The organism is Flavobacterium okayamense (assembly GCF_019702945.1).
Taxonomy (GTDB): domain Bacteria; phylum Bacteroidota; class Bacteroidia; order Flavobacteriales; family Flavobacteriaceae; genus Flavobacterium; species Flavobacterium okayamense.
In genome coordinates this window covers 1,196,167-1,209,304 of sequence record NZ_AP024749.1, presented here as the reverse complement: position 1 = coordinate 1,209,304, position 13,138 = coordinate 1,196,167, and the positions used below count along the sequence as shown (strand labels likewise).

Genomic DNA, 13,138 nt, shown 5'->3' with positions numbered 1-13,138 from the left:
AAAGAGGCAATTGCCTCTTTTTATTTTAATAATTCTAAAATTCTATGTTCGATTGGTTCTGTGTCCCAAATTTGTTCAATATTATCAATTGCTAAAATTTCTTGCATAATCGCATTTTGTTTATCGCCTTCAGCTAATGCTTCTGAATAAGGTTGATGACTAAACGTTACTCTACTATATAATGGTTTCCATTTTTCAGGATGTTTCGCCGCAAACCACTTTTCAATTTTCTTCTGTAAATGAAATTTTTCATCAGCAGTTTTAGAACTCATTTCCATAAAATTGCGATACGAAAGCTCTGCAATTGCATCAGCATTTGGTTTACGTGATTTTTGGTATTCATCGAAAATAGTTTCCCAATCGTCACCATATTTTTCCATCATTTCAACCAAAACAGTAATATCTTCAAAACCTGCATTCATTCCATGTCCGTAAAAAGGAACAATCGCATGACAAGCATCACCAATTAAAGCAACTTTATCTTTAAATGCCCACGGATAACAACGCATAGTTACTAAATAACTCGTTGGGTTTTTGAAGAAATCTTGAACTAAATTTGGAATAACTTCTTTCGTATCGGGAAAATGTTTTGCGAAAAAGGCTTCTAAAGTTTCCTGATCTTTTAATTGTTCAAAAGAATTTAAGCCTTCATGTGGCATAAATAAAGTACAAGTAAAACTACCATTTAGATTAGCTAAAGCCATCAACATAAACTCGCCTCTTGGCCATATATGTAAGGAGTTTTTATCTAATTTATGAGTTCCATCTGCATTTGCAGGAATATGAAGTTCTTTGTAGCCAATTTTTAAGAAATCTTGCGAGTAATCAAACATACTCTGGCGTTGCATTCTATGACGAACTCTTGAAAAAGCGCCATCGGCACCAAAAACAATATCATAATCCAAATCGTGCCACTCTCCTCTTTCTGTTTCTCCTTCATGTAAAGTAGCTGTTGATAAAGTAACATCCCAAATCTTACTTTCGAAAATAAATTTTACACCTTCAGCTTCAGCCAAATCAATCATTTTTCGGTTTAAAATCCCTCGTGAAAGTGAAAAAATAGCTTCGCCTTCTTTACCATAATATTGGTAATTTAAAGATTCACTACCCAAGTGAATTGCTCTTTTATCTACTGGAATCCCAATCTTTTTTATCTCTTGTTCTAATCCAAGATTTTCAAGGGCTTTCCAACCTCTATCAGACATAACTAAATTGATGGAACGTCCTGAAAATTCAACAGTTCTAATATCTGGACTTCTATCGTAAACATCAACTCTATGTCCAGCTCTTTTTAAATAAATTGCCAATAATGAACCTACTAATCCGGCTCCTACTACAGCAATTTTTTTTTGGCTTTGCATGAATGTAGTTCTAAATTTGAATTACAAAAATACTGAATATTTAGAAGGAATTAGGTTTTTAATCAATAAATATAATGAAAATAAAAAAAGCTGAAATTAATCAGCTTCTTGTTCGTTTGCATTAAATTCAACTTTAATATGTCCCCAATTCTCACCCGATTTAATTCGGTACAATTGCATTTCAGAAATATTAAATTGCTTAGCTAAGATTTTGTTTCTAGTCTTTTTATTTGGATCTAGAAGTTTTTTCTTTAAACGAATAACATCGTTTACTGTAAGTTTATGTCCGTCTCGCTTTTTATTGAACTCTACTAAGTTCTTTTTAGCCTGAATTACATAAGGACTTCTTTTTGCGTGTGCTAACATTTCTTCTTTTGTTGCCCATTGCAAATTTGATACAATGTTATTACTTCTTTTATAATCAAGATGTATTACATGTGTATGTTTTTTTGGGTCGTGTTCTAAAAACAAGAGCCCTACAAGATAGTGAAAAGAATAGTGATAGTTTGTTTTATTACCATCTACAATTCTAGAGAAACCAAGATAACGATAGCCATCAATTAAACTCCCTTTAAGTTCTTTTTCGATTATCTTACCTTCCTTATTGGTTCTTCTAGTCTTAATATTACCATGATTAGAAACAAAATACTTTTTATTTGCTTCAAATGGCGGCACAAACTCTCTCCACTCTTCTTTTAAAAAGTGTTTCATTGTGTAAAAAATTGGTTAACATTCAGCTAGTTAGGTGTAAAGGTACACTTTTTTTCTAAACTAAAAAACAATCTTACTACCAACAGGAAGTTTTTGAGATTTTGCAAATACACCACACATGTGAAATAACATTCTTGCTCCAACATTTCCATCCCAATCATCTTTACCCGGAGCAACTTCTACAAGGTCAAAACCTATAATTTCTTTATTCGTTTCGGCTAATTTATTGAATAAATATGTAGCTTGCTCAAAAGAAAATCCACCAGGAACTGGCGTACCTGTATTTGGACAATACCAAGGATACATTCCATCAATATCAAAGGAAATACAAACCTTATCAGGTAATTGTTCTATTATCTCGTCACATTTCTGTTGCCAAGTTTTTCCTTCAAAAGCATCTTTTTTCATATCCATATCGGTATGAACAATAACTCTACCCTTTTCGTTTTTAACAACATCTAATTCTTGTTGACAAAAATCACGAATTCCTACTTGTACAATTTTTGAAATATTTGGAATTTGTAAAGTATTGTACATTACTGAAGCATGCGAATAGGTAAACCCTTCATATGCAATACGTAAATCCATATGTGCATCAAGATGTAACAAACCAAATTTTTTGTGTTTTTCTGCAAGGGCCTGATAATAACCAAGTGGTGTACTATGATCTCCCCCTAACAAAACAACTTTTTTACCCTTTTCAATCCAATGTAAAGTTTGTTGCTTAACCGCTTCGACCATGTCAGAACATGCGTAATTTATCTTATCTAAATCACTTTGTAATGATGGATGATGGTCTATTACTTTTCCTTTTTCTAAAGCTTCAATGATAGGCTTTGCAAGTTTTTTATATTTTTTTGAATACTTTTTGAGTTTTTTAGGAGCTTCATCCATGTAAATTCCTAATTTCCATAAATCAGGAAAATCTTGATGAAGTAAATCAATTTGATAGGATGCCTCTAGAATTGCGTCAGGACCTTTAGAAGCACCTGAACCATAACTCACTGTAACTTCCCAAGGTACAGGAATTACAATAATTTCACTATCATCTGCACTAAAAGGTAAACCGAAAACAGTTCCATCTTCTAAACCTGGTTGACTTGGATCAAAATCCTTTAAAATCTCTTCTTTTGACATTTTCAAATTGTTAAAAATAAACAGTATAAAATTACAAAAAAGAAAAAGGATAAAAAGAAAAACTTTTTATCCTTTTAAAATATTGTAAAATATGAATTACTCCTTTATAAACTTATATGTTTTACTTGAGTTTCCAATTTCAATAAAATAAACTCCATTTGACAAATCAGAAACATTAATACTTGTTTCATTTCCAGTAATTATACCGTTTTGCACAGATTGTCCAAGTAAATTGTGAATAGTATATTTTTCTAAATTGTCGAATTGTCCTTTTATTGTTAAAAGTCCATTTGTTGGATTAGGATATAAAGAAACAACTGTAGTTGAAAAATCTTCAGCACTTAAATTTTGTTCTACTGTTAAAGTAAAGTTACACGAAACAGAACCATTTGCAAACATCGTTATCGTATGATCACCTACTCCAACAACCGAACCTATTGCAGGACTCTGAGTTACAACTGCATCACAATTCCCATTGATCGCATTTGCTAAACTTGAAAAGTCAGGTAAAGAATAGTTTCCTGCACCATCTGCTATAGCTGTTTGGTCTCCTGGGCAATTAATTGTTAAAGGAATTGCAGGTAAAATATAACCTGCCGCTGTATATTTATCTGTCATTACTTTAATGTCTGCACAACTATAATTCATATTTATTGCAGCTTGACGAACAGCAATTGCAGCATTTTGTTGATTTGTTGAACTATTGGTAAGAGCTAATCCTTCTAAAAAAGCTCTATCAGTTTTTTCTCTTCCAATAATATCCCAAATTTTCATATTTACAGTAGCCCAAATTTGACCATCTGTATGAATTTGCCCAACTAAACCACCTGGATAAGTTGCCCCATAATTTGTAGTTCTACCTCCCCAACATACATTGTGTCCATCCCAACTAAACATCCAGTGATATTGTGGTGCACTAGAAGGCCATTGATTTAATGCTCTACTATGTGATTGTGCCCAATAATCTCCACTTCCTTCACTCAAACCATTTACTTGAGATAATGAACCTCCTGTTAACCAATCATGTAAACCATGACCTAACTCATGCCAAATAACATCTCCGTCCTCACCATCATCAACACATCCTTCTCCAAAAACTAAAGCTCCGTTTGAATAATATGAATTGTCAGCACCATTTAAACCAGAAGGGTCATACCATAAAACTCCAGCATGTGAACCATTCACATTTTGCACACAATTTACCCCTAAAGTTTCATTTATATATCGCAAACTATTATCTGTATGATAAAAAACGTTAGCAGCTTCAAATCCATCAGCGTTTCTCGTGAAATCGAAATTTGTTGTTGCTTGAGTAAATAAACCCTTATTTGGATTTTCAATGTTTTTAATTTCTACATAAGGACTTTTAAGCTTATAAGTACCGCCTGTATTTTCAATTTGAGGTAAAACAACAGAAACACGCTGTGCATTTAATTGGGCAGTATCGGTATCGCCTTGTCCGTTACCATCAGTAAATCCAGTATCTCCATAAGTTGCTTGAGCACTTGAAAGTGGATCTGATAAAAACACCATGGCAGAACCAGGCTCATAAGCTAGAGCTGTATTTGATTCAGTTTTAGCAAACTTCTTATTTGACTTTACAAATGGTGTATTTTGATTTAAATGGTTGTGACCTTCACTACACTCAGCACCACAGTAAATTGCAATATCTTTTACACTTAGAATTTCTGAAGTATTTGCATCAACTAAGACTTCCCAACTTCCAGCTAAATCTTCAGCACTTGTAACAACTCTGTAAACTAATTTTGTTGTATTTTGGAAATCAACTATATAAAGTTTAGATTCTTGAAAAGTTACAACACCTTGATAATTTAATTTTGAATCCGCTAAATCTATAGCATTTTCTACAGTAATCGATGGAATAGTTGAAACTGTTGAAATGTTATTTTTATAACTAGTCGAAGTAAAAGCTACTTCATTTTTTTTATTAAAATTAACTACAATTTCCGAATTATAAACTGGCACATTATTAATTGTATGCTGAAAACGTAACGTTTCACCAGCTAAACCATTTCTAACAAATCGTAGTTTTAAAGAATGATCTTGAATTAAATTAAATTCTTTAGAATGCTCTTTTATATAATTTAAAGCATTTTGTTCATTTTTACTTTCTTGAGCCTTTATTAAAGAACTAAAACCAAGTAGTAAAAATGGGATTAAAGTAGTTTTAAGTTTCATAATTTTTAGTTTAGGTTACGTAAAAATAGAAAAATAACCCAAACTAAAATTTTTTTATAACAAAATATGCGATTTTTTTTATAAATCTCTATTTTCCTAGAATACCTGATTTTAAAATTTGTCCAAATTCATACATATCCTCAAAAGAACAATATAATGGAACTGGAGCTAATCGAATAACATTTGGCTCTCTCCAATCTGTTATAACACCATTTTTCATTAAATAATGGAAAAGTTCTTTTCCTTGTCCATGTAAATATACCGACAACTGAGCTCCTCTTTCTTTTTGATTTTCAGGAGTTATTATTTCAAACTGAGCATTTGGAGTTTCTTTATCAATTTCATGTAAAACAAATTCCAAATATGCAGTTAACAAATTCCTTTTAGCAATTAAATTGGACATACCCACTTCTGAAAACAACTCGATTGATGCTAAGTAAGGCGCCATTGATAGAATAGGTAAATTACTGATTTGCCAACCATTTGCACCATGAACAGGATCAAATTTAGGCTCCATTAAAAAACGTCTTTCTTTATTATGACCATACCACCCTGCAAAACGGCTCAATTCTTTATCATTATGATGTTTTTCATGCACAAAATAACCTGAAACATTTCCGGGACCTGAATTCATATATTTATAACTACACCAAGCCGCAAAATCTGCACCCCACTCATTTAGTTTCAATTCAATATTCCCTGCTGCATGTGCTAAATCCCAACCCACATAAGCACCAACTTTTTGTCCGGCTTTTGTGATTGTTTCCATATCAAAAACTTGACCTGTATAATAATTAACCCCACCAATTAAAACCAATGCTAATTCATCTCCAACTTCTTCAATTTTTGACAAAACATCTTCAATTCTAATATTAGCTTCACCTTCTCTTCTATTAATTTCTACTACTGCTTCATTTACATCAAAACCAACTGATTTCGAATGAAATTCAACTTGACTTCTAATTAAATATTGATCGGATGGAAATGCCTTTTCCTCGCAAATAATCTTGAATTTCTTCTGAGTAGGTTGATAAAAAGAAACCATTAATAAATGAAGATTCACTGTTAATGTGTTCATCACACCAACTTCTGTAGGTTTTGCTCCAACAATTTCACTTAATGGTTGACAAAATCGTTCGTGGTAATCCCACCATGGTTTTTCTGCATAAAAATGACCTTCCACAGCTAAATTAGCCCAGTCATCCATTACTTCATCAACGTATTTACGAGCCCTTTTAGGTTGTAATCCCAAAGAATTTCCAACAAAGTAAATTACTTCTCTGCCATTTACTTTTGGAAAAATAAACTCATCTCTATATTTCGCTAAATTGTCTTCTTTATCAAGTTCTTGAGAAAACTCACGTGTGTTTTTAAAGTTCATAAACCTTAAATAATTGTTTTAATTCTATAAATTTAACCAAAGAAATACAATATAATCAAAAAAGCTGTCAAAAAAGACAGCTTTTTTATAAATTTTCAAACAAAATTCGTTATATTATTAACATTGCATCACCGTAAGAATAAAACTTATATTTTTCTTTAACAGCTTCTTCATAGGCTTTTTTCATTAAATCATGACCGCAAAATGCTGAAATCATCATTAACAAAGTTGATTTTGGCGTATGGAAATTTGTTACCATACAATCAGCAATACTGAAATCGTAAGGTGGATAAATAAACTTATTTGTCCAACCCGTATATGGGTTTAACGTTTTCATAGAAGAAACTGAACTTTCCATTGCACGCATAGAAGTTGTACCAATACAACAAACTTTTTTCTTGTTTGCTTTAGCGTTATTTACTACATCACAAGCTTCTTGCGTTACAACCATTTCTTCAGAATCCATTTTGTGTTTTGATAAATCTTCAACCTCAACTGGATTAAAAGTACCTAAACCAACATGTAATGTAACTTCTGCAAAGTTAATTCCTTTAATTTCCAAACGTTTCATTAAGTGTTTAGAAAAGTGTAAACCAGCGGTTGGAGCCGCTACAGCTCCTTCTTCTTTAGCATAAATCGTTTGGTAACGTTCTGCATCTTCAGGTGTTACTTCTCTATTTATGTATTTAGGAATTGGGGTTTCCCCTAACTCAACTAATTTTTGACGAAATTCTTCATAAGAACCATCATATAGAAAACGTAATGTTCTACCTCTAGATGTTGTATTATCGATAACTTCAGCAACTAAAGAATCGTCATCACCAAAGTATAACTTGTTTCCAATTCTAATTTTACGAGCAGGATCTACTAATACATCCCACAAACGTTGTTCCGCGTTTAATTCTCTTAATAAGAAAACTTCAATACGAGCTCCTGTTTTTTCTTTGTTACCATATAAACGAGCAGGAAAAACTTTTGTATTGTTTAAAACCATTACATCACCATCGTCGAAATAGTCGATAATATCTTTAAACATTTTATGCTCAATTTCACCTGTTTTGCGATGAACAACCATTAATCTTGACTCATCTCTGTTTTCAGCAGGGAATTCAGCCAATAATTCAGCTGGAAGATTAAAATTAAAATTAGATAACTTCATAGTTAAATTTTGAAATTAGAATTTAGAAATCAGACTTTTTCTGAAATCGAAACGGCTGCAAATATACAATCTGCAAATAGGGGTTGTCAAGTAAAACTCGAATTATTTTTCTAGATTAATGATGAATCCCAATTTTAAAATTGAAAACCTACTGTTTTTAAGTCATTCCAAAAATCAGGATACGATTTTGAAACTACTTCAGCCTCTTCAATATTAATTGGAACACGAAGCGCTAATGGCCCAAAAGCCATTGCCATTCTGTGATCCTGATAGGTTTTAATCACGATATTTTCGTTGATTGAATTCGAGGGTTTTAAATGCAATGATTCGTTTGTAACTGAAATAGCTGCTCCTAATTTGGTCAACTCAGTTTTTAACGCTTCCAAACGATCGGTTTCTTTAATTTTTAAAGTGTGTAATCCAAATAAATCACATCCAATTCCTAAACCAAAACAGGTAACTGCAATAGTTTGGGCAATGTCGGGACAATTGTTTAATTGATAATTGACAATTGATAATTGCTTCACCTGTTCACTATTGTTCGAGTGACAATTCTTAGTTTTGGAAATTGTGATTGTATTGTTTTCATTGAATACAGTTTCAACTCCAAAATCTTGATAAATTTCAGCTAAAGCAGCATCGCCTTGTAAACTGTTTTTCTTGTAACTCGATAAAGTTATTTGCGTTCCAATTTCGGATAAAGCTACAATAGAATACCAATACGATGCAGAGCTCCAATCAGATTCTACAGTTAATAGATTTGCTTCTACAAGTTTAGCATGACAAACTGTTATTTTGTTATTTTCGAAAGAAGTTTTTACACCAATTTCATTAAGCAAAGCCAACGTCATTTTGATATATGGAACCGAAGTAATTTCACCTTCGAGAGTTAATTCTAAACCATTTTCTAATTTTGGTGCAATTAACAGCAAAGCGGAAATGTATTGGCTACTTACATTTGCGGGTAAAGAAACTTTATTCTGTGTTAGTTTTTTCCCTTTGATTCGAATTGGAGGAAAACCTTCATTTTCGATATATGAAATCTCAGCACCTAATTGTTGTAAGGCTTCAACCAAAATTTTTATCGGACGTTCTTTCATTCGTGAAGAACCTGTCAAAACTACTTCCTTAATTTCTTGAATTGCAAAAAAAGCCGTAAGAAAACGCATAGCGGTTCCTGCGTGATGTACGTCGACTGTTCTCGACTCCGCTCGAACTGACAATTCATTCAACGCTTTTTGCATCACTTCTGAATCATCTGAATTGGATATATTATCTATAGTCAAATTAGGATACAACGCTTGTAGAAGCAATAATCTATTAGTTTCAGATTTACTTCCTGTTATTGTAACTTGTAACTCTTGATTTTTGACTTTCGATTTTTGTATTTGCAAATTCATTATTCAGATACGTATTTTAATCCAACAATTGAAGCAATTAATGTCATCAAAAAGAACATTCGCCAGAAAGTTGCTGGTTCATGAAAAATAAAAATCCCTACGAAAACACTTCCTACGGCTCCGATTCCTGTCCAAACGGCATATGCTGTCCCTATTGGAATGTCTTTGGTTACTTTTACTAATAATACCATGCTGATAGTTAGACAAATTAAAAAGCCAACATACCAAAACCACATGGTTTGACCTGAAGATTCTTTAGCTTTCCCTAAACAACTAGCAAAAGCAACTTCAAAAATCCCAGCTACGACTAGTAAAATCCAATTCAATTTATTTTAATTTTTCATTATTGTGATGACGATCATGATCACGTTTAGTTTTCAAATCCATTTTCTTATCAAAAGCCGCTTGTAAGTCAACACCTGTTTGATTGGCCAAACATAAAACTACAAAGACAACATCGGCAAGTTCTTCTCCTAAATCTTTGTTTTTGTCGCTTTCTTTTTCAGATTGTTCACCATAACGACGCGCGATAATTCGGGCAACTTCACCAACTTCTTCAGTTAATTGCGCCATATTGGTTAATTCATTAAAATAACGAACGCCGTGTTCTTTAATCCAATTATCTACGTCTAGTTGAGCGTTTTTGATATTCATTTAGTCTTTGTTTTTTGTATCAATAATTATAGTAACCGGACCATCATTCACTAAAGCCACTTTCATATCAGCGCCGAATTGTCCGGTTTGTATTTTCTTTCCTAATTCTATTTCAAGGTGAGAAACAAATTTTTCATACATTGGAATGGCAAAATCAGGTTTTGCCGCTTTTATATAACTTGGTCGGTTTCCTTTTTTAGTTGAAGCGTGTAAGGTAAATTGACTAACTAAAATTATCTCTCCATTGATATCTTTTATCGATAAATTCATTACATCATTTTCATCTGGAAAGATTCTCAAATTAGAAATTTTTCCGACTAACCAATTTATATCTTCACTTGTATCTGAGTCTTCAATTCCAATTAAAATTAAAAGTCCTTTTCTAATTTCGGCAACTTTTTCTTTAGAAATAGTAACAGAAGCTTCTAAAACTCTTTGAATAACGACTCTCATTTATAAATCTTCTTTTTTATGTATATCATTTCGATAGGTTTCTTCGTCTCCTTCTAAAATTTGTAAATAGCTTTGATATCTTGACCAAGGAATTTCATCATTATCTAAAGCTTCTTTTACTGCACATTTTGGTTCTTCTTTATGCAAACAATTATTAAATTTACACTGGTCTTTTAAAGCAAAAAATTCAGGAAAATAATCGCCAATTTCTTCAGGCTCCATATCAACAATTCCAAAACCTCTAATTCCAGGTGTATCAATTATTTTTGCCCCGAACTCTAAATCGAACATTTCGGCAAACGTAGTAGTGTGTTGACCTTGCTGATGTTGCTCTGAAATTTCGGCTGTTTTTAAATTTAAATTTGAATCTAATGCATTAACTAATGTTGATTTCCCAACACCGGAATGTCCAGAAAACATAGAAACTCGATTTCGCATCAAATCTTTTAAGGTTTCAATTCCTTTTCCTTCTTTTGCGGAAACACGTAAACATTGGTAACCAATTTCTGAATAAATAGCTTGTAAGTAAAGCTGTTCTTCCATCGAAGTTTCATCTAGAGTATCAATTTTATTGAAGACAAGAATTGCTTCTATCCCATAAGCCTCAGCTGTAACTAAAAAACGATCAATAAAACTAGTAGTAGTTATAGGGTTGTTTATGGTTACCAACAAAAAAACTACATCGATATTTGAGGCGATAATGTGGGTTTGTTTCGATAAATTAACAGATTTACGAATTATATAATTCTTTCTTTCATGTATTGTATTTATTACACCAATTTCTTCATCTCCATTTTTATCAATTGAAAAATCAACCAAATCACCAACAGCAATTGGATTTGTACTCTTAATTCCTTGAATACGAAATTTCCCTTTAATGCGGCAGTTAAAAAAAACACCGTTTTTGTCTTTTACCAAGTACCAACTACCCGTAGATTTGTAAACTATTCCTGTCATTAATAAATTAACTCAAATTATTTTGAGGACATTCTTACCTCCTCTATTTGCAAATATAAATCATTTTAGATTTCTTTTTTTTATCAATTAGCTTCTTATTTTTTATATTTTTTTTTAAGTTTGAAAACAAACCATTTTAAATATGAAGAAAAAATTTTTATTCATCCTAATTGCGTTTTTAGGATTTTTATCGGGAGAAGCTCAAGTTTTTGAGTACAAAGTAATTACTAGTGTCGAATCGATTGTTCCAAACGGTCTAGGTAGATCAAGATTAATTTCTGCTAATGAAGAAAGAAATTATAAGGAATTTACCTCAACACGATCTGAAGACGACGACGAAAGGAATAAAAGTGATAGAGGTGAAATCAGAGTAAAAAACTTTGATGAAACGAAATTATTAAACTTCTATAATATTGGAGGTATTCGTTTTCAAAATATTGCAGCTAACGATGCTGTGATTACATCAAAAATCAACACTATGATTGAAGAAGGTTGGGATTTAGCCTTTGTAACAAGTGCAGTTGAGAGTGAAGCTGGAAAAGGAGATGGAAACGGAATTTTTATTACTCGATATATTTTTAAAAGAATTAAACAATAAAAAAAGCCCATTTGGGCTTTTTTTTATTTTTTATAAACTTTTTCTTGGTGATTTATACTTTCTTGATGTATGGCTTTAAATAGTTGAAGTACAAATTCTTCACTAAGTCCTTTTTTTTCACCATCTAAAATCATTTTTCCTAATATTTCGTTCCAACGTTTATTTTGCAAAATGGCTACGTTTTTCTCTTTTTTTAACACCCCAATTTGATCTGCAATTTTCATTCTTCCTCCCAAAATCTCTAAGATTTTTTCGTCATACTCATCAATTTGCGTTCTCAATTTAGCTAATCTTAAATTGTAATCGTCTGCTTCATCCGTTTCTTTTCTGACTTTTAAATCAATAAACATTTGCTTTAAAGCAGCAGGAGTTACTTGCTGTGCAGCATCACTCCAAGCATTATCAGGATCTATATGTGTTTCAATAATTAATCCATCAAAGTTTAAATCTAACGCTTGTTGCGAAACATCTTTAATCATATCTCTTTTACCTGTAATATGTGAAGGATCACAAATAAGAGGTAAATCTGGGAAACGACTTTGTAATTCAATGGCAATTTGCCATTCCGGATTGTTACGATATTTCGTTTTTTCATAGGTAGAGAAACCTCTATGAATAACCCCTAATTTTTTAATATCGGCATTGTACAAGCGTTCTAATCCGCCTAACCATAGAGATAAATCTGGGTTTACTGGATTTTTCAATAGAACAATCTTATCAGTTCCTTTCAACGCATCTGCAACTTCTTGCACCGCAAATGGATTTACAGTTGTACGCGCTCCTATCCATAAAACATCAATATCGTGTTCTAAAGCTAGTTGCACATGTGCAGCCGTAGCAACTTCTGTTGCCATTAACATTCCTGTTTCTGCTTTAGCTTTTTGCAACCATTTTAAACCGATTGCGCCTACGCCTTCAAAACCTCCTGGTCTTGTTCTTGGTTTCCATATTCCTGCTCTGAAAATAGAAACATCTGAATCTTTTAATTCATGAGCTATTTTTAAAACTTGTTCTTCTGTTTCTGCACTACATGGACCAGCAATTACTAGTGGATGAGATAAATTAAAATCGTCTAACCATTTTCGGATGTCTTTTCTGTTCTCCATTTTAAAAAAATATATTGTAAAA

Annotated in this window: 13 protein-coding genes; 1 reads left to right on the top strand and 12 read right to left on the bottom strand. The window is 32.2% G+C overall.

What is annotated here, in order from left to right; genetic code table 11:
* Positions 1–20: 20 nt before the first annotated feature.
* From KK2020170_RS05515 to rsgA, 11 genes are all read right to left on the bottom strand, one after another.
* Positions 21–1,361: an FAD-dependent oxidoreductase gene (locus KK2020170_RS05515; RefSeq protein WP_221259822.1), complete on the bottom strand. Its 1,341-nt coding sequence runs from the start codon at positions 1,359–1,361 to the stop codon at positions 21–23.
* Between the two features lie 96 nt (positions 1,362–1,457).
* Positions 1,458–2,072 carry an NUMOD4 domain-containing protein gene (locus KK2020170_RS05510; RefSeq protein WP_221259821.1) on the bottom strand — a complete coding sequence of 205 codons (615 nt, stop codon included), beginning with the start codon at positions 2,070–2,072 and terminating at the stop codon, positions 1,458–1,460.
* 60 nt (positions 2,073–2,132) lie between these two features.
* Positions 2,133–3,209: an agmatinase family protein gene (locus KK2020170_RS05505; RefSeq protein WP_221259820.1), complete on the bottom strand. Its 1,077-nt coding sequence runs from the start codon at positions 3,207–3,209 to the stop codon at positions 2,133–2,135.
* Between the two features lie 96 nt (positions 3,210–3,305).
* The gene (locus tag KK2020170_RS05500) at positions 3,306–5,408 is read right to left on the bottom strand and encodes a T9SS type A sorting domain-containing protein (RefSeq protein ID WP_221259819.1); all 2,103 of its coding nucleotides are present in this window, start codon (positions 5,406–5,408) and stop codon (positions 3,306–3,308) included.
* Between the two features lie 88 nt (positions 5,409–5,496).
* Positions 5,497–6,789, bottom strand: a complete 1,293-nt coding sequence (gene kynU, locus KK2020170_RS05495) for a kynureninase (protein ID WP_221259818.1) — start codon at positions 6,787–6,789, stop codon at positions 5,497–5,499.
* A gap of 109 nt (positions 6,790–6,898) precedes the next feature.
* Positions 6,899–7,948: a tRNA preQ1(34) S-adenosylmethionine ribosyltransferase-isomerase QueA gene (gene queA, locus KK2020170_RS05490; RefSeq protein ID WP_221259817.1), complete on the bottom strand. Its 1,050-nt coding sequence runs from the start codon at positions 7,946–7,948 to the stop codon at positions 6,899–6,901.
* A 134-nt stretch (positions 7,949–8,082) separates the two neighbouring features.
* The gene (gene aroA, locus KK2020170_RS05485) at positions 8,083–9,348 is read right to left on the bottom strand and encodes a 3-phosphoshikimate 1-carboxyvinyltransferase (protein WP_221259816.1); all 1,266 of its coding nucleotides are present in this window, start codon (positions 9,346–9,348) and stop codon (positions 8,083–8,085) included.
* On the bottom strand, positions 9,348–9,674 hold the full coding sequence (locus KK2020170_RS05480; RefSeq protein WP_221259815.1) for a DMT family transporter: 327 nt from the start codon (positions 9,672–9,674) through the stop codon (positions 9,348–9,350). Before KK2020170_RS05480 ends, aroA begins: the two co-directional genes overlap by 1 nt.
* Position 9,675: 1 nt before the next feature.
* Positions 9,676–10,002, bottom strand: coding sequence for a nucleotide pyrophosphohydrolase (locus KK2020170_RS05475; protein WP_221259814.1), 327 nt, complete (start codon positions 10,000–10,002; stop codon positions 9,676–9,678).
* Positions 10,003–10,455 (bottom strand): D-aminoacyl-tRNA deacylase, encoded by a 453-nt coding sequence (gene dtd / locus KK2020170_RS05470; protein ID WP_221259813.1) that lies wholly within the window; start codon positions 10,453–10,455, stop codon positions 10,003–10,005.
* The gene (rsgA, locus tag KK2020170_RS05465) at positions 10,456–11,412 is read right to left on the bottom strand and encodes a ribosome small subunit-dependent GTPase A (RefSeq protein ID WP_221259812.1); all 957 of its coding nucleotides are present in this window, start codon (positions 11,410–11,412) and stop codon (positions 10,456–10,458) included.
* Positions 11,413–11,554: 142 nt separating this feature from the next.
* On the opposite strand from rsgA, the gene KK2020170_RS05460 reads away from it, so the two are divergent.
* Positions 11,555–12,010: a hypothetical protein gene (locus tag KK2020170_RS05460; RefSeq protein WP_221259811.1), complete on the top strand. Its 456-nt coding sequence runs from the start codon at positions 11,555–11,557 to the stop codon at positions 12,008–12,010.
* A gap of 23 nt (positions 12,011–12,033) precedes the next feature.
* Here KK2020170_RS05460 and KK2020170_RS05455 read toward each other — a convergent pair whose 3' ends face one another.
* Positions 12,034–13,116 carry a bifunctional 3-deoxy-7-phosphoheptulonate synthase/chorismate mutase type II gene (locus KK2020170_RS05455; RefSeq protein ID WP_221259810.1) on the bottom strand — a complete coding sequence of 361 codons (1,083 nt, stop codon included), beginning with the start codon at positions 13,114–13,116 and terminating at the stop codon, positions 12,034–12,036.
* Positions 13,117–13,138 lie beyond the last annotated feature (22 nt).